Below are 16,802 nucleotides of genomic sequence, written 5' to 3' on the forward strand. Positions count from 1 at the left end.
AGCTAAACGCCCAATCCAGCGCGGGGATTGAACGTTTCAATTTGCCGCAGCTTGTCGTAGAGTTCGCGCTCCTGGGGACTGAGGTCTTTGGGAACCTGGATGGTGATTTCCACAATCTGATCGCCGCGCTTGCCGTCAATTGGATAGCCCTTGCCTGCCAGCCGCAGCTTTTGCCCTGCTTTCACGCCGGGAGGAATCACCATTTTCACCAGCCCATCCAGCGTCGGCACTTCAATCGCTCCCCCCAGCACCGCTTCGCTGGGTGTTACGGGCAGCAGACAGTAGATATCTGCCCCGTCCAACTGATAAAAGGGGTGGGGCGCGATTTCGATGCGGAGAAACAGGTCGCCGCCAGACACGCCTTGCCCCTTGAGGCGAATCTTTTGCCCGGTGAGCATGGCGGCGGGCATATTTACTTCGAGCGATCGCCCATCTTCCAAGCGAATCCGCTCGCGCCCGCCCGCAAAGGCCTTTTCCAGCGGCACAGTCAGCCGGGCCTCGGCGTTGCGCGGCGTGGCGCGGGGAACCGTGTAGGTGGTTTTGGTGGTGCCGGGGCGGTAGGGATCGCGATCGCGCGGTGGGGTTCGCGGGGCGGCGGGTTCCTCATTGCGGCGGTTCAGCAGTTGGTCTACAAAGCTGTTAAAGTCGCGAAACTGGCTGAAGTCTACTTCGTCGGGGCTGCGGCTGGCGGTGCGGCTATTCCAACTGCGGGACTTGGGCGTTGCGCCACTCTGAAAGCCACCCTGCTTCCAGAAGCGGCTGAACTGGTCATACTGCGCCCGCTTGCTGGCATCTGACAGAACTTCGTAGGCCTCGCCAACGTCCTTGAACTTTTCCTCTGCTTCCTTGTCGCCAGGGTTCAAGTCGGGGTGATATTGCCGCGCCATCCGCCGATAGGCCTTTTTGATCTCCTCAGCCGTGGCGGTTTTGGGAATTCCGAGAATTTGATAGTAATTCCGAAAATTCTGCATCCGGTCTCCTACAGCCATTCGTCTTCTTCCTCATCCCAAATGCCCCGGCTGCGGGGTATCTCGCCAGTTTGCGGGCGGCGACGGGGAGTGTCGTCGCTGGGGCGACCCGTGGGACGGTTATATTCTGGCTTGTCTAGCGATTCGTCTTCGTCGGTTGGTGCTTCAGCGGGCGGGTCTTCCCAGTCCCCTGCTGGTTCGCGACGGGGGCGCTTGGGCGCGTCGTCCCACGGATCGAGACTGATGGAGTCGCGGCTGTCTGAGGCAAAACTGCCAGAGTCTGAAGTCCGCAGGTTCAGTCCTTGTCGCTCCGAGCGGCTGCGATTTTCTGGGCTGCGGGTTTCTGGGCTGCGATTTTCTGGGCTGCGGGCTTCTGGGCGGCGACTCTCGGAGAAATCATTCTGCGAAGCGCCCATTTCGCGTCCAGATTCTCGTCCCATCTCGCGGGTTCCAGCTTCGCGGCCGCGGCTGGGTCTGTCGTCCCAGCGATCGCCGTTGCTGCGGGGACGGCTTTCGAGGGGGTCTGGGTCGCGGCTGCGGTCGGCGGCCTCTTCCCAGCGATCGCGGGCAGGCGGGCGGCCAGAACGCGGCTCGTCCCAGGAATCACGGCTGGCAGGACGGCTAGAGCGCGACGGCTCATCCCAGGAGTCGCGGGCGGGCCGGCTAGGGCGCTGGGGTTCGTCCCAGGAATCGCGGCTGGCCGGCCGGGCAGAACGCGGCGGCTCATCCCAGCGATCGCGGGCGACGGGGCGCTGGGGTTCATCCCAAGAATCGCGGGCCGGGCGGCGCGGTGGCTCATCCCAGGAGTCGCGGCTGGCAGGCCGGGCGGGGCGGCTGCTGTAGGGATCGGGGCGATCGCCGCCTCGATCATTCCAGTTCTCTCGTGCCGCAGGACGGCTGCCATACGGATCGCGGGGTTCGTCCCAGGAATCGCGGGCGGCGGGGCGGCTGCTATAGGGATCGCGGGCCGCAGGGCGGCTGCTGTAAGGATCAGGGCGATCGCTCCAGGAATCGCGACGAACGGGCGGCCGGTCATCCCACGGGTCGCGGCGGGCCGCAGGGCGGTCGTCCCACGGGTCGCGGCCGCCGCGATAGGAGGGAATTTCGTCAAACTCGTCGTCGTCGCCCAGCAGCGTCCGCTTCAGCGAGCTAAAGAAGCCCTCGTCTTCGTCGCCTCGATCAAACTGATAGACCTCCTGCTGGAGCTGATACAGCGCATCGCGCAGGTCGGCTTCGAGCGTGTCGATGCGGCGCTCATCGTTGTTGGCTAGGGCATCGCGCAGGTCTTTGATCAGCGCTTCGATCTTGCGGCGATAGGGGCTGGCAAACTGCATTCCAAAGTCCAGCGCCACCTCGCGCAACTGCCGCTCCGCCTGGTACGTCAGCGCCTCTGCCTTGGTGCGCTTTTCCACCCGTTCACGTCGCTCCCGGTCTTGCTGGGCGTTGCGCTCCGCATCCTGGATCATCTTCTGAATTTCGGCTTCGCTGAGGGTGGATGCGCCCTGGATGGTAATGCCCTGTTCGCGGCCGGTGGTTTTGTCTACGGCGGTGACTTGCAAAATGCCGTTGGCATCGATGTCGAAGGATACCGAAATCTGGGGCACGCCGCGCGGTGCGGGGGGAATGCCCAGCAGCTTGAAGCGGCCGAGGGACTTGTTATCCGCGGCCATTTCGCGTTCGCCCTGGACGACGTGGACTTCTACCATCGTCTGGTTATTTTCAGAGGTGGAGAAGATGTCGGAGCGGCGGACGGGGATCGTCGTGTTGCGGGGGATTAGCTTTTTGGTCAGGCCGCCGATGGTTTCCAGACCGAGGGAAATCGGCGTTACGTCTAGCAGCAGGATATCGCGCATCCCCACTTCCTGCGTCAGAATGCCCGCCTGGATCGCTGCGCCGACGGCCACGGCTTCGTCGGGGTTGACGTGTTCGCTGGGTTCTCGGTCAATGAGCGATCGCACTAGATTTTTCACCATCGGCATCCGCGTGCCGCCGCCCACCAGCACGACTTCATCAATGTCGTCTGGCGCAAGCCCCGCATCGCGCATTGCCTGCTTCAGCGGGCCGCGCATCCGGCTCAGCAAGTCGGTACACATGCCCTCGAACTGGGAGCGAGTCAGGCGCGTTTCCAGGTGCTTGGGGCCGTCCTCTGGCGTGGCGGTGATGAAGGGCAGGTTGATTTCTGTGACGCTGACCCCGGAGAGTTCGATTTTGGCTTTTTCAGCAGCTTCGGTGAGGCGCTGGAGAGACTGGCGATCGCGCCGCAGGTCGATGCCCTCTTTCTCTAAAAATTGCTCTGCCAGCCAGTCCACGATTTTTTTATCGAAATCATTGCCGCCAAGCTGGGTATCGCCGCTGGTGGCGCGGACTTCAAACACGCCATCGCCCACTTCCAGAATCGACACATCAAACGTGCCGCCGCCCAGGTCAAACACCAGAATCACCTGACTATCGCGCCGCTCTAGCCCGTAGGCCAGAGAAGCCGCCGTCGGTTCATTCAGAATTCGCAAGACCTCTAGCCCTGCAATCCGGCCTGCATCTCGCGTTGCCTGCCGCTGCGAGTCGTTGAAATAGGCCGGAACCGTGATCACCGCGCCTGTCACCTGCTGCCCCAGATAGCGGCTGGCCTCGTCCGCTAGCTTTCGCAGCACCATTGCCGAAATTTCCTCCGGCGCAAAGTCGCGCTCCAGCCGGGGGCATTTGATCTTAATGTTGCCGTTCTCGTCTTTGCGGATGGTGTAAGGCACGCGCCGGGAGTCGGGGCTGACCTCGCTATAGCGCCGCCCGATAAATCGCTTTACGCCGTAGAAGGTGTTCTGGGGATTTAGCACCGCCTGCCGCCGTGCCATCTGCCCCACCAACTGTTCGCCCTCTTTGCTAAAGCCCACGACCGATGGGGTTGTCCGCATTCCCTCAGCGTTGGCAATTACGACGGGCTTGCCCCCTTCCATCACGGCGACGACTGAGTTTGTGGTGCCCAGGTCTATGCCTACGACTTTGCCCATGCGCTGCAACGCTCCTCGCGGATTTCACCAAATGTTGAGAACTGATAACTCATTCTATCTTGCCAATGCAAGGCCCGCTGCACAGTTGATCAGCGACTGCTCAGCGATATCCGCGACCCGCAGGTGACGGTTTTTCCACCATTCGGATTACGGGCAGTCGGCTGTTCGCATCGCAATTCCCCCTGCAAGATAGAGGGGTTGCCAGATTTTCGCTGTTACAATGCTTAACAGAGGCGAACCTTCCCTTCATTCCGCTCTGGAACCCATGCCAACTGCTGAGACTTCCGCGACTGTCCGCCCCGATGCGGTGCTTGCTCGTCCGCTGTCGATCGAAGACCACCTCAAGTCTGCTTACGACTCGTCGGAGATGCCAGCGGTGCGCTATGACCCAATGGCGATCGCCGAATACTACAGTGCCCGTCCGCTGCAAGTGATGGGCCGAACGATTGGCATTGTGCTACCCTTCCTTCTGTTTGCGCTGGGCCTGTGGTGGGATAAGCAGTGGGGACAGACCGAGAAGAACCAGCAGCGCCGCGCCGAGCAACTGCGCGACATTTTGACCCGGCTTGGCCCCGCCTACATCAAGATTGGGCAGGCGCTCTCTACTCGCCCAGACTTGGTGCCGCCCGCGTACTTGGAAGAACTGACGCGCCTGCAAGACCAGCTACCGCCCTTTCCCAACGAAGTGGCGTTTCAATTTATTGAAGAAGAATTGGGCGATCACCCTGAAAATATCTACGCCGAACTCAGCCCAGAGCCAATTGCCGCCGCCTCGCTAGGGCAGGTCTACAAAGGCAAGCTCAAGACGGGTGAGGTTGTGGCAGTGAAGGTACAGCGTCCCGGACTGGCGGAGCGCATCACGCTCGACCTCTATATTCTGCGCCGGGCCGCGCAATGGGCAGCGAGTACGTTTAAGCAAATCCGCAGCGACCTCGTCGGCATCATGGACGAGTTTGGGGCCCGCATCTTTGAAGAGATGGACTATACCCAGGAAGGGCGCAACGCCGAGCGGTTTGCCCAGCTTTATGGCGCAATCCCTGACATCTACGTACCGCGCATTTACTGGGAATATACCCATCAGCGCGTGCTGACGATGGAGTGGATTAACGGCACCAAGCTCACTAAGCCGCAAGAACTGGCCGCCCAGGGCATCGATGCGGCCTATCTGGTGGAAGTGGGTGTGCAGTGTTCGCTGCGGCAGTTGCTAGAGCATGGCTTCTTTCATGCCGACCCACACCCCGGCAACCTGCTGGCCACGCCCGACGGCAAGCTGGCCTATCTAGACTTTGGCATGATGAGCCAGGTGCAGGCTCCCCAGCGCTACGGGCTGATCGAGGCGGTGGTTCACATGGTCAACCGCGACTTTGAAGGTCTGGCGAAAGATTACGTAAAGCTGGAATTTTTGACCCCGGATACCGACCTGACCCCGATTATTCCGGCGCTGGCTGCGGTCTTTAGCAACGCACTGGGGTCGAGCGTCGCCGAGCTGAACTTCAAAAGCATCACCGATCAGCTTTCTCAGGTGATGTACGACTATCCGTTCCGCGTGCCCGCCTACTATGCGCTGATCATTCGTTCGCTGGTGACACTGGAAGGCATCGCCATCAACGTTGACCCAAATTTCAAGGTGCTGAGCAAGGCCTATCCTTATATTGCGAAGCGCCTGCTGACCGATCCGTCGCCCGAACTCCGCTCCTCGCTTAAGGATCTGCTGTTCAAAGACGGCAGCTTCCGCTGGAACCGTCTGGAAAACCTGCTGAAGAACGCCAAGGACAGCCCAGATTATGACCTGAACTATGCGGTGGATCAGGCGTTGAACTTCCTGTTTTCTGAGCGGGGCGAGTTTATTCGCGAGTATCTGGTGGAGGAGATTGTCAAAGGGATTGACGGCTACGGGCAGATGACAATGCAGCGGCTGACCGCTACCTTGCGCGATCGCATCGGTCTGGGCAACGGTTCTGCGCCGCCACCCGCTGACTCGCAAAACCTGGAAAACCTGAGCCGCATCCTCAACATTCTGCGCGATACGCCCGGATTTGACCCGATGCAGCTTCTCCCCGTCGTGCCCAACCTGCTGCTGCGTCCCGAAACCCAGCGTATGGGCCAGCAGATTGCAGGCGGGCTGGCCCAGCGGGCCGCAGCCCGGTTCATCCGCGAGTTTTTGCTGCCTGAAGAGCCGCCTCAGCCGACTTCTTCTGCCAGCGGCCGCCTGAATCGCAACGGTAAGGTGCTGAGCAGCACAATGGGCGGCAACGGAAGCGGCAACCTAGCGCTACCTGCCCGCCGCTCGGCATAGGCGAAGGCGATCGCCCGCTGATGAAACCACCAGCCTTGAAGACGAACCAGAGCGATCCGTCTCGTCTTCAAGGCTGATGCAAGGCTCAGAACGTTGCGGGATGCCCCGACTCGTGCAGAATGAGGCGATTGCCATCGGGATCGTAGGCATAGGCTTCGCGGCCGTGGAAGTCGGTGATGATGGGGCTGGCGGGGCGCGGGGGGGCAGCGGCGATCGCGCTATGGGCAGCCTCTACAGCGGCGATCGCCTGCTCTAGGTTATCTACCTCCAGGCACAGGCTCATGGCACCGCCTGGGGAGGCTGCAAACTCTCCAGCGTGTTCCTGTCTAGGCTGAAAGATGCCAAACCGAAACAGGCCGATCTGGAATTCGACATAGGTGTTGGGAAACTCGAACGATGGAGCGATGTCGAGGAGCGTCCGGTAGAACTGCCGCAGCCGCGCCAGATTGGGCGAGGACAGAGTGAGCGTGGCGTAGTCGGTGTAGAGCATAATTCTCCTGCCAAAGTATTAAAAAATAGCTACTAAAGGGTGAAACTTTAGCAGAGATTGGGTCGGATTGATCAACCCAGATTCAAAATTTAAAAAACGTCTGAAATTGTCTGGAAAATCTCTAAAACACGTCGTCTGGAAGCTGCCACAGGCGGACTGTGCGGAACCCTTTGCCCGTAGCGATGGTTCTCCAGTCGGGGCTGACGATCGCATGGTCGAGGGGCGCTCCCTCGCCTGCAAAGATGTGGGTGGGTTTTCCGGCCTCCAAATCCCACAGCGTCAGTTGACCTTCGGCATCGCTGCTAAGCAGGGTTCTGCCGTCGCCGCTCACCGCTAGCATATTGATGAACCCAGCCGATCCCGTCAGCGGTTTGCCCTGTTCGCCTGTCTGTAGGTTCCAGCGATAGATAGTTCGATCTGTGCCGCCTGCCAACACCTCAACACCATCCGGCGTAAAGGCGATCGCATTGATGACTCCGGTAAATCCGCTGAGCGTTCGTCGCTGCGTTCCAGATCTGAGATCCCAGACCATCAGAGTTGTATCTGTGCCCCCGCTGACGATCGTGCGGGCATCGGGGCTAACGGCGATCGCATTGATGAACCCGTCATGTTCCTCTAGGGTGTGGATCGGCTGCCCCGTTGCCAGGTTCCAGGTTCGCACCGTGCCATCCGCGCTGCCGCTGATCAGCGTTCCATCCGAGGCGATCGCCAGCGCGTTGACCGCGTTCGTGTGCCCGACCAGCGTATGTCGGATTGTGCCGCTGGGCAAATCCCAAATCAAAATTTGATTATCTGCGCCACCGCTCGCCAGCGTTTGTCCATTGCCGCTTAGCACCACCGCATTCACGTAGCTGCTGTGTCCCTTGAGCGTGCGGAGGGGCTGCCCGGTGGCCACGTCCCACAGGATAATCTGATGGTCTGCGCCACAGGTGATTAACCGCTGCCCGTCTGGTGTGAACACGGCATGGTTGATGAATCCGGTGTGTCCTGTGAGGGTGGCGCTGGAGACGAGGGGCTGTACCGCAACGGTTCCACCACTGAACTGCTGATAGGCCCGCCAGCCGCCCCAGCCCGCCAGCCCAATCAGCAGCGCTGCGGCACTGCCCCAAAGCCAGGGATACTTCCAGCGAAACGGGGTGTGCTGGGCCTGGGTCTGCGCGGGCTGAAGCTGGGTCGTTCTGGGCGATGAGGGACGTTCGGCGGGCAGTGCAGCGAGAGCCTGGACGCGGGGCAGGTTGCTGGGTGGGGCGATCGCCGCCAGGTCTTCCAGAATCTCGCGGGTGCTATTGGGGCGATCGCTCGCTTTGGGCGCGATCAGATGGTCAATAAAATCGGCAAACGGCTCCGACACCTGCGGCGCAAACTGCCGCCAGCGGAAGCTATTGTCGTGGGGATTGTAAATGTCCGGATCGGTCGGTTGCTTACCCGTCAGCAGGTAAATAAACGTCCACCCCAGCGCGTAAAAGTCGGACTGGGGAACCGCTTGCCCCCTTTCCTGCTCTGGCGGCGTGTAGCCTGCGGAGCTAATGCGGGTCACGCCTTCGGAGCCGCCTAGCTGTGCCAGATAAGTTGCGGTCATCTCGCGCACCGCGCCAAAGTCCACCAGCACCAACTGCCCATTCGACCGCAGCATGATATTTTCGGGCTTGATATCCCGGTGAAAATAGTTGCGCTCATGCACCAGATGCAGCACCTCCGTCAGTTGCCGCATCCACCTTCGCGCCTGCGCCTCGCTGATGCCGTGGTTACCCTGCTGCCGCATCCATTCCCGCAGGTTGGGCCCGTCGATTTTTTCCATGATGATGCAGTGCAGCGGCGACTCGCTGCCGCGCGGCAAAAACTGGAAATAGCCATCTGGCTCGATCGCAGGCACACCGGGATGGCGCAACTGGCTCAGCACCACGGCCTCTCGCTGAAACAGGGCGACGGCCTTGCTGTGGCCGCTGTGGATTTCTTTCAGCACCTTGAGGATTTTGGGCACGTTGCGTTCGTAGGCTTCGTACACCTGCCCAAAGCCGCTTTTGTCGCTAATTAGCCGCATGACGCGATAGCGCTCCCGCAGCACCAGATCCGACCCGCAGTTTTGGCAAAAGCGACTGCCGTCGTTGCCGGGGTGATTGGGTTCAGCGCACTGGGGATTGATGCAGAGGCTCATAGCGTCGGGCGGTGATGCATCCTGGGAGGGGTTGGAGCTTAGCGGGATTGTCTGGGGCTGTCTGAAGCAAAACGGTTTTTCCCAATCAACCTCAGACGCAGTGTTTTCCAGTGTCCACGGCCCAGCACTTACCAGAATACTGTACTGCTTCGCGGGTGACTCCTGACCCTGAACCCCTAACCCTTGACCCCGTGCTATAGCATGAAGGGGAGGTTGTTTTGATTGGCGATCGCTATGCCTGCTTTGTCTCCGCAGCTTCCCTGGCACACGCAGCTTGGCTCCCAGCGAGACTGGGCATGGCGCGGCTGGCAGATTCGCTATACCTATCTAAGGGCGCAAACCCCCGCACCGGATGCCGTGCCGATCGTGTTCCTGCATGGGTTTGGGGCGGCGCTGACCCAGTGGCGGCTGAACCTGGAGCCGCTGAGCCAGCATCACACAGTCTATGCGCTGGATTTGCTGGGGTTTGGTGCGTCGGAAAAGGGGTCGGCAAACTACAAAGTAGACCTGTGGATGGCGCAGGTGCGGGACTTTTGCCGCGAGATTGTGGGGCGGCCGGTGGTGCTGGTGGGGCATTCGCTAGGGGCGCTGGTGGCTCTGGCGATCGCCGCCACTGATCCGGCTCTGGTTCAGGGATTAATCCTGCTCACCTTGCCCGCGTCTCGCCAGGAGTTGCTGCCGGGTAAGCTACAAAGCTTCGTGGGCGAAATTGAATCTTTCTTCTCGTCGCCGCTGCTGCTGAAGCCGCTGTTCAGCGTGATTCGGCGGCCAGGCGTGATTCGCTCGGTGCTACGGGCGGTCTATGCCAATCCCGAAGCCATTACCGACGAATTGGTGCAGAGCTTTACGATTCCGGCGGGCGATCGCGGCGCGGCGAAAGTTCTCTGTCGGCTGGTGCAGGCCCGCACCCAAACGGACTTTAGCCCCAGCACTCAATCCCTTCTGCAAGCCGTCGATTTGCCCATCCTGCTGCTGTGGGGAGAAAAAGACCGAGTGATTCCTCTGGTATGGGGTCGTCAGCTTCCGGCCATGAATCCCAGACTAAAGCTGATTGAACTGCCCGGTGCAGGCCACTGTCCCTACGACGAGTGCGCCGACCGGGTGAATCGAGAAATCCTAGCGTGGGTCGATCACTGCGTTGGCAAGGTAAATGCTGGAGTGGCGAATACTGGGATGGCGAACGCTGGCGCAGTGAACGCTGGCGAAACTAGCCAGCCGCCAAGCCCTAGCGCCTGACCCCAGTTTTCAGCTTGGTTTACATTTCTTCAAACTTTCTCAAACTTTTTTAGAGTGCGTCTGTACTGCTAGGGCGCTGGCTTTGGCGTGTTTGGCGATGCTGGGTAGGGTCGATGGGGGCGATCGCCCGATCCAAAATTTGGATGGGGATGATATAGTACATTTGTATCAAACACCAAATGGGTACAGATGGGGACAAACGGAACCTCTGGATGGCTGATCTTCAAGTCTCAGAACCAATCCCAGGGTCAATCCCAGAGCCAATTCCAGCACCCTGATGCCCCACGTACCACCTCAGCAAACTTAACGGGTGAAAACAAACGCTCTATGACTACAGGTACCAGAGCAAGGCGGGCAAGTAAACCCCCTGCAATCTCCCCAAGCGGCACGCGCACCCTGGCGCTGGATGCAGGCAACTACGACCTCAAATTTTTTGATGGCAACGGTCATCCCAAGGCGATTCGCTCGGTGCGCTATCACCTACCGTCGGGGCGCGATGCCGTCAGCTATTCCGACGCTTCGCCGCTGATCGAGCTGCCCGACGGAACCCGCGTCCACTTTGGCGCACAGGCTTACAAATACCGCCGCCAGCAGCAGACGGTCGTGGAAAACAAGGTAGAACTGTCGCGCTTGCATCTCTACGCCTGTCTAGAGCCGTTTAATGGCAGCACCGAGTTCACCTTGCAGGTTTATGCTTCCACCCCAGAACCCGCCAAAAATCGGGACGCGATTCGGGAGCAACTCATCGGGATGCACGAATTCAAGCGCAACGGGCTAGACTACCGCGTCATGGTGGAAAGCGTGGAGGTGGAGCGCGAAGGCATGGGTGCATACCACTATGCGCGGCAACTGGGCATGATTCCTGATGCGGGCTTTACCATTGTCGTCGATATTGGCGGCGGCACTTGGCTAACCCGGCTGGTGGATGCTGAGGGCGAAGTAATTGACGAAAACGTGATGGATCGCGGTGGCGCGTATGAACTGGCGGCCTCCATCAGCTTCGACAAACGGCTGACCACAGCACTGGGGACAAGCGCTGACCCCAGCATTGTGATGGACGGCTTTCGCGCTGGGCACACCTATGCCGACACGGAGCTAACTTGGGCCCCCTGGCTAGAGGAGCATCTTGACCCCTGGTTTAAAGGCATTTTCCAAACCGTGCGATCGCAATACAACCCCTATATGCCCCGCGTGACGCGCTTTCTGGTGACGGGCGGCAGCACCCACCTGATTGCTGAACGGCTGCAAGGGCGCAAGCTCTTTGCCGTCATGGGTGATCCGCAATTCGCCAATGTCCGCGGTTTGTACTCGATGTCGATGGATCAACAGCTATGCATGACAACAAAGTAAGACTGAGTGCGGATGTGCTGGAAAAGGCGCAGCAAATCGCTGCCGAGTGGGGGCTGAAGAATACCCGTGCGGCGGTGGAGGCAGTATTTCGGCGCTATGCCGATGATTATCTACACGGTCGGGAGCCATTTCCAGGCGCGGCGATTGCCCAGACCCACCTCCCCACCTGGACTCCACCCCGACGGCTTGATCCGCTGGGGCTGGCAAGCGGCGGCAGTTGCGAAGCGCTGGATGCCCTAGATGAACTGCTTGGAGCCTGACGGGGCCGCCGCTCTGGGGTCTAAAATAGGAGGCTGACCTGGGAGGATCGTCCTGCATGGCTGAGTCGGCAATTTGGCAGCTTCCACCCGACGAGTCGCCGTCCGCCGAGTTTGTGCAGGCAGCGGCCGAGTATGCACCCGCTGGAATGGCGACTTATGCTGCTCAGTTGCTCTGGCAGCGCGGCATTCGCGACCCAGCGGCGCTAGCGGGCTGGCTCGACCCCGATTGCTACTTGCCGACCAGCCCCTTTGCGTTTGGCGAAGAAATGCAGAGGGCGATCGCCCGTCTGAAGCTGGCCTACGAACGGCAGGAGGCGATCGCCATCTGGGGAGATTTTGATGCCGATGGGATTACGGCGACGGCGGTGCTGTGGGACGGGCTGGGGCAGTTTTTTCCCCAGGGCGATCGCCTCTCCTACGTCATCCCCAATCGCCTCACGGAATCCCACGGGCTGACTCAGCGTGGCATCGAGCGTCTGGCGGCGGCGGGCGTTCGCCTGATCGTCACCTGCGACACGGGCAGCACCAGTCTGGCGGAGATCGACCATGCGAATCGCTTGGGGCTGGACGTGATTGTGACGGATCACCATACGCTGCTGGCCCAGCGTCCGCCTGTGGTCGCCATTGTCAATCCCCGCAGCCTGCCTGCGGATCATCCCCTCGCCACCCTGTCGGGCGTTGCCGTTGCCTACAAACTGGTGGAGGCGCTGTACGAAACCCTGCCCGACGTGCCGACGCGCCCGCTGGATACTCTGCTGGATCTGGTGGCGATCGGGCTAATTGCTGACCTGGTGGAACTGCGGGGCGACTGCCGCTATCTGGCGCAGCGGGGTATTGCTCAGCTTCAGAAAAATCAGGACGTGGCGACGGCCCCGCGCCCCGGCGTGGCGATGCTGCTGGAATTTTGCAAACGGGCGGGCGATCGCCCTACCGATATTTCCTTCGGGTTGGGGCCGCGCATCAACGCCATCAGCCGCATCCAGGGCGAAGCCCGCGATGGCGTGGAGCTATTGACCAGCCGCGACGAGAGCCGCTGTCGCCAGCTTGCCGAAGCAGCAGAACTGGCAAACACTCGCCGCCGCGCCCTCCAGCAAGATCTGTCCAAACAAGTCTCGGCGCGGCTGAGCCAGATGGATTTGTCTACGACTGGTGTGATTGTGCTGGAAGATCCGCAGTGGCCAGTGGGCGTTTTGGGACTGGTGGCGGGGCAAATTGCTCAGGACTATGGCCGCCCAACTATTTTGCTCAGCAGCGCCGCACCGCTGGCGGCTGCCAAACCTGCTGCATCGGATGCCGCCAGTTCCTTGCCCGGTCGCGTCAAGCTGGCGCGAGGCTCTGCCCGTTCTGTGAACTCGATTGATCTCTACGAATTGATGAGCAGTCAGCAGCACTTGCTCAGCGGGTTTGGCGGGCATCCCCTAGCGGCGGGGCTGAGTTTGCCTGTGGAAAACATTCCGCTGTTTGCGGATGGCATCAATCGGCAACTCCGGCAGCAGGTGGGGATATCGGGGGCGATTGCCCCGCTGTTGCTCCCGGTCGATCTGATCGTGACCGTGGGCCAGTTGGGAAAAGACTTGTTCCAAACGCTGAAACTGCTGGAACCCTGCGGCATGGGCAACCCCACGCCCCACCTGCTGATTCGTCGGGGTCGCTTTGAAAATGTCCGCAATGAAAATATCCGCGACTTCAAGCAGCGCAAGGTGCGGTACATCAAAACTGAGTTTGACCTTGTGGATGAAACCGGGCAATTTCACGGCGTGTGGTGGGGTCACTATCGCGACGAGATGCCGCCGGGGCTGTGCGATGCGGTGGTGCAGCTGGATTTCAATCCGTTTCGCAAGCGCTATGAGGTGCGGCTGGTGGCTGTCCGTCCGGCGGCGGACGAGTGGGCTACGGCGGGGCCTGCTGAACCGGACTGGCTGCTGGACTGGCGCGGGCAGACCGAACTTCCGGCAGGCGCGGCCGACGCAGAAAAGGTGCTGGTGATGACCGACTGCCCGACCCAGTGGGACGATTTGCGCGTGTGGGGGCGACAGGCCCGGCACGACGGCAAACGGCTGGCGATCGCCTATCAAACTCCACCCGCTATCGATCCGCTAGAATCCTGGCAAACCCTGGTGGGACTGGCAAAGTATCTTAGCCGCACAGGGCAAGTCGCAACGCGATCGCAGCTTTTACGAAAACTGGGGCTGGGCGATCGCCCGCTGAGAGCCGGAATTCAGGCATTGCAGGCGCTGGGAATGACGGTCACAGCCCTACCCGACGGGCTGCAATTTCAGTGGCATCCAGCCGATTTGTCTACACAGTCACCAACAGCCGCCCAGGTGAATCAGGCCATTGAGGCGTTTCTCTCGGCGGTTGAAGAAGAACAATTTCGGCGACAGTACTTTGCGACTGTGCCTGCTGCAACGATTCGGGCGATCGCCTCTTAAGGCAGCACCTTTAGGAGTTACGCAGTTGGACGATTTCTCGCGGGCTGCGCCCACGAGAAATCGTCTAAAGCCCAGAAAACTTAATCGCAAGTGCGTAAGCCCTAACCTTAATGCCACACCGGAATCGAGTTTTGAACGCCAGGAACCAGAGTCGGTAGAACGTCTGACGCTTTTTTCAAAGCAGCAAAAAAGACAAGAAAAAGAGTGCAGACAGCATGACGACTCAGGATCAACGTCTATCTGCACCCTCTCAGCTAACCATGAACGTTGTGCAAGCAAGCACCCTGAAAGCCCTTCAGCAAGCTCAAAAGCCAGGTTCAAAACCCAACGCATCCTAAATATCCTAAAAAGGAAATATCCTAAAAAGGATTCAGCTTAAGCGACTCAACTTAAGTGATTTTATCGGAGCAACTGAAAAGGAAGTTCAGTGGATTTGCGTAGGCAACACCGTTGATAGCTTCATCCTACGGCGATCGCCTGGGCTGTTTCATAAAGGAACTGTAGAGTTTGGGTGTAACCCCATAAGACTCGTGTGAAGATAAACAAGGCTCATTCGCCTGTGCCGAAATGACTCCCTGAAAATAACTCCCTGAAAATAACCCCCTGAAACGGTTTTCCAAAGACCCGCAGACAGATTCCCATGACCCAGCCCAAATTTGCCAGTCGCGCCGCCTGGGAGCAGGCAAATCTGCTAATGCAGCCTGTGTTTATTCGGGTGCTGGATAATTTGCGAAAAACCCTGGAACAGTCGCCCTGGAAAAGCACCTATCGCAACGACCCCATCTGGCCCGATGGCGTATCCGAAGAGACGCAGCAGCAGGTGCTAGCGCTTCAGCATCGGCTGGCATCCGCCACTCCAGAAGAAGCCCCAGACCTCCAGGAAGCGCTGTCGCGTCTGCCCCAGCCCCATCCGGGCTACGTGCTGTGTCTCCAGCATCAGGCGCATCAGGTCAATATCGACCTCTGGCAGTTGTGCTATCAAATCTGCTTTCGCAACTACAGTCCTGTGCTGAGCCTGTCCGACACCGTAGTAGTCGAAGTGGATACAAGCTTGCTCGACGACACAGGCGATGTAGACTGGCAAAAGCTCGATGCGAAAACGGCTCAGCTTGTAGAGCAGCTTTTTGCCAGCCTGCCCGACATTTCGTAGGTGCCCTGCGCGATTTATGTCCCGACTGTCCAGCACAATTGAAGCCATTTTGTATCTAAAAGGGCAGCCGCTGACGCTGGCCAAGATTGCGGAATATGCCGGATGCGATCGCCCCAGTGCCGAGGAAGGGCTGATTGAGCTAATGACCGACTACGCCCAGCGCGACGGAGCGCTAGAAGTGGTGGAAACGCCAGAGGGCTATTGTTTGCAGCTTCGAGAAGCCTATCAACCGCTGCTGCAAAAGCTGGTGCCTGTGGATTTGGGTGTGGGCGCGCTGCGGACACTGGCGGCGATCGCCCTGCGCGGCCCACTGACGCTTTCGGATCTGGTCGAACTGCGTGGATCAGGGGCCTACCAGCACGTTCAGGAGTTGGTGGAGCTAGGGTTTGTCCGCAAGCGCCGCAAAGCCGATAGCCGCTCGTCTTGGCTGCAAATCACCGACAAGTTTTATCAATATTTTCAGCTAGAGTCGCTGCCACAACCCTTCAGCAACGCCTCCAGCGCTTCATCTGGGGCTGCGACTCCCGAAGCCTGACCCTACGCCTGATGTCTTCGCCACTTCTGCCCTGAGAACGACAGAGCTTCCCGGCCTGCGGTAGAGCCGCTTTATACAACCAGGCGGCTACCTTAATGTGTAATGTTTCGGAACTTTTACCAAATGGTTTTGAGATTGGTTTTGGAATGGAAGCGTTCAGCGATGAACAGGCTTCTGTCATAAGCCGACTCATGGCGGGTAAGCAAGGTTCGGAACGGTTTGAAATCCCGGGAAAAACCCATTTGATGAGCTGAGGTGATAAACCATGAGTAACCCTGATTATAGTCGGCAGAACGAGACCCGCATTCGGGACACGCAAAACGCTGAATTGCAGAATCGTGAATTGCGCGATCGCGAGCTTCACGCTTACGAAGCTCGTCGCCAAGCCGAGATTGCGCGAGACAATGCCAATACCTCTGGGGGGCTGTTTCTCGGCCTGATGCTGGCTGCGATCGCTGGCTTTACCACCTTATTTATCGCGCTGGCCCAGCGCAGCGATACCCAGCCCCAGGTCGAACCTGCCGCTCCCCCCGAAGTGAACGTGCAGCCCCCTGAGGTGAACGTTCAACCCCCCGATGTAAACATCCAGCAGGCTCCGCCCCCGGATGTCAACGTGACGATTCCTGAAACTGCCCCCCAAACGGCCCCTCCCCAGAGCGCTGACCCGTCTCTTGATCCGATGATGGGCGCACCCGAAAGCTCGACGGATTCTATGAACCCAGATTCTATGAACTCAGATTCGATGAACACTAATCCGATGGCGAATCCCAATGGCACGGTTCAGCCAGGACAACCGTAATCTCTGGGTCGGCATCATTCCTGTGCTTGGAATGTGTGATTCATCTTCTAATCGATTGACCATCGGCTGTGGGCGTAGCGATTATGCCCGCGGCCGATTTTAGTGCGGAGCGGAGCAAGCAAGTGCCTA

General features: G+C 59.5%; 11 protein-coding genes and 1 pseudogene. 8 read left to right on the forward strand and 4 right to left on the reverse strand.

What is annotated here, in order from left to right; all coding sequences use genetic code 11:
* Window positions 1-2 precede the first annotated feature (2 nt).
* Both HNI00_RS13450 and dnaK read right to left on the reverse strand, forming a co-directional pair.
* Window positions 3-971 carry a DnaJ C-terminal domain-containing protein gene (locus tag HNI00_RS13450; protein ID WP_420156359.1) on the reverse strand — a complete coding sequence of 323 codons (969 nt, stop codon included), beginning with the start codon at window positions 969-971 and terminating at the stop codon, window positions 3-5.
* Between the two features lie 770 nt (window positions 972-1,741).
* A pseudogene (gene dnaK / locus HNI00_RS13455) lies at window positions 1,742-3,970 on the reverse strand (molecular chaperone DnaK); the annotation flags it as partial.
* Window positions 3,971-4,235: 265 nt separating this feature from the next.
* Between dnaK and HNI00_RS13460 the strand changes: the two are divergent.
* Window positions 4,236-6,266, forward strand: coding sequence for an ABC1 kinase family protein (locus tag HNI00_RS13460; RefSeq protein ID WP_316786954.1), 2,031 nt, complete (start codon window positions 4,236-4,238; stop codon window positions 6,264-6,266).
* An 85-nt stretch (window positions 6,267-6,351) separates the two neighbouring features.
* Here HNI00_RS13460 and HNI00_RS13465 read toward each other — a convergent pair whose 3' ends face one another.
* The gene (locus HNI00_RS13465; protein WP_205370626.1) at window positions 6,352-6,756 is read right to left on the reverse strand and encodes a VOC family protein; all 405 of its coding nucleotides are present in this window, start codon (window positions 6,754-6,756) and stop codon (window positions 6,352-6,354) included.
* A gap of 121 nt (window positions 6,757-6,877) precedes the next feature.
* Entirely contained in the window at window positions 6,878-8,911 is a 2,034-nt protein-coding gene (locus HNI00_RS13470; RefSeq protein ID WP_316786958.1) for a protein kinase domain-containing protein, read from the reverse strand.
* 234 nt (window positions 8,912-9,145) lie between these two features.
* On the opposite strand from HNI00_RS13470, the gene HNI00_RS13475 reads away from it, so the two are divergent.
* The 7 genes from HNI00_RS13475 (at window position 9,146) to HNI00_RS13505 (ending at window position 16,673) form a co-directional block, all read left to right on the forward strand.
* Window positions 9,146-10,147, forward strand: a complete 1,002-nt coding sequence (locus HNI00_RS13475) for an alpha/beta fold hydrolase (RefSeq protein WP_316786960.1) — start codon at window positions 9,146-9,148, stop codon at window positions 10,145-10,147.
* Between the two features lie 327 nt (window positions 10,148-10,474).
* Window positions 10,475-11,497, forward strand: coding sequence for a ParM/StbA family protein (locus HNI00_RS13480; RefSeq protein WP_316786962.1), 1,023 nt, complete (start codon window positions 10,475-10,477; stop codon window positions 11,495-11,497).
* On the forward strand, window positions 11,479-11,757 hold the full coding sequence (locus HNI00_RS13485; RefSeq protein ID WP_316786964.1) for a hypothetical protein: 279 nt from the start codon (window positions 11,479-11,481) through the stop codon (window positions 11,755-11,757). The genes HNI00_RS13480 and HNI00_RS13485 overlap by 19 nt, the downstream gene beginning before the upstream one ends.
* A gap of 56 nt (window positions 11,758-11,813) precedes the next feature.
* Window positions 11,814-14,189 (forward strand): single-stranded-DNA-specific exonuclease RecJ, encoded by a 2,376-nt coding sequence (gene recJ, locus HNI00_RS13490; RefSeq protein WP_316786966.1) that lies wholly within the window; start codon window positions 11,814-11,816, stop codon window positions 14,187-14,189.
* 640 nt (window positions 14,190-14,829) lie between these two features.
* Window positions 14,830-15,339: a hypothetical protein gene (locus HNI00_RS13495; protein ID WP_297077376.1), complete on the forward strand. Its 510-nt coding sequence runs from the start codon at window positions 14,830-14,832 to the stop codon at window positions 15,337-15,339.
* Between the two features lie 16 nt (window positions 15,340-15,355).
* On the forward strand, window positions 15,356-15,874 hold the full coding sequence (gene scpB, locus HNI00_RS13500; protein ID WP_172354225.1) for an SMC-Scp complex subunit ScpB: 519 nt from the start codon (window positions 15,356-15,358) through the stop codon (window positions 15,872-15,874).
* A 265-nt stretch (window positions 15,875-16,139) separates the two neighbouring features.
* The gene (locus tag HNI00_RS13505) at window positions 16,140-16,673 is read left to right on the forward strand and encodes a hypothetical protein (RefSeq protein WP_316786972.1); all 534 of its coding nucleotides are present in this window, start codon (window positions 16,140-16,142) and stop codon (window positions 16,671-16,673) included.
* Window positions 16,674-16,802: the final 129 nt, after the last annotated feature.

The organism is Thermoleptolyngbya oregonensis NK1-22 (assembly GCF_032705245.1).
In the GTDB taxonomy this organism is placed as follows: domain Bacteria; phylum Cyanobacteriota; class Cyanobacteriia; order Elainellales; family Elainellaceae; genus Thermoleptolyngbya; species Thermoleptolyngbya sichuanensis.

What these genes read in the sequence shown, in the direction of transcription:
- HNI00_RS13450 (WP_420156359.1), bottom strand. Translation starts at nt 971, where the DNA reads ATGCAGAATTTTCGGAATTACTATCAAATTCTCGGAATTCCCAAAACC.
- HNI00_RS13460 (WP_316786954.1), top strand. Translation starts at nt 4,236, where the DNA reads ATGCCAACTGCTGAGACTTCCGCGACTGTCCGCCCCGATGCGGTGCTT.
- HNI00_RS13465 (WP_205370626.1), bottom strand. Translation starts at nt 6,756, where the DNA reads ATGCTCTACACCGACTACGCCACGCTCACTCTGTCCTCGCCCAATCTG.
- HNI00_RS13470 (WP_316786958.1), bottom strand. Translation starts at nt 8,911, where the DNA reads ATGAGCCTCTGCATCAATCCCCAGTGCGCTGAACCCAATCACCCCGGC.
- HNI00_RS13475 (WP_316786960.1), top strand. Translation starts at nt 9,146, where the DNA reads ATGCCTGCTTTGTCTCCGCAGCTTCCCTGGCACACGCAGCTTGGCTCC.
- HNI00_RS13480 (WP_316786962.1), top strand. Translation starts at nt 10,475, where the DNA reads ATGACTACAGGTACCAGAGCAAGGCGGGCAAGTAAACCCCCTGCAATC.
- HNI00_RS13485 (WP_316786964.1), top strand. Translation starts at nt 11,479, where the DNA reads ATGCATGACAACAAAGTAAGACTGAGTGCGGATGTGCTGGAAAAGGCG.
- recJ (WP_316786966.1), top strand. Translation starts at nt 11,814, where the DNA reads ATGGCTGAGTCGGCAATTTGGCAGCTTCCACCCGACGAGTCGCCGTCC.
- HNI00_RS13495 (WP_297077376.1), top strand. Translation starts at nt 14,830, where the DNA reads ATGACCCAGCCCAAATTTGCCAGTCGCGCCGCCTGGGAGCAGGCAAAT.
- scpB (WP_172354225.1), top strand. Translation starts at nt 15,356, where the DNA reads ATGTCCCGACTGTCCAGCACAATTGAAGCCATTTTGTATCTAAAAGGG.
- HNI00_RS13505 (WP_316786972.1), top strand. Translation starts at nt 16,140, where the DNA reads ATGAGTAACCCTGATTATAGTCGGCAGAACGAGACCCGCATTCGGGAC.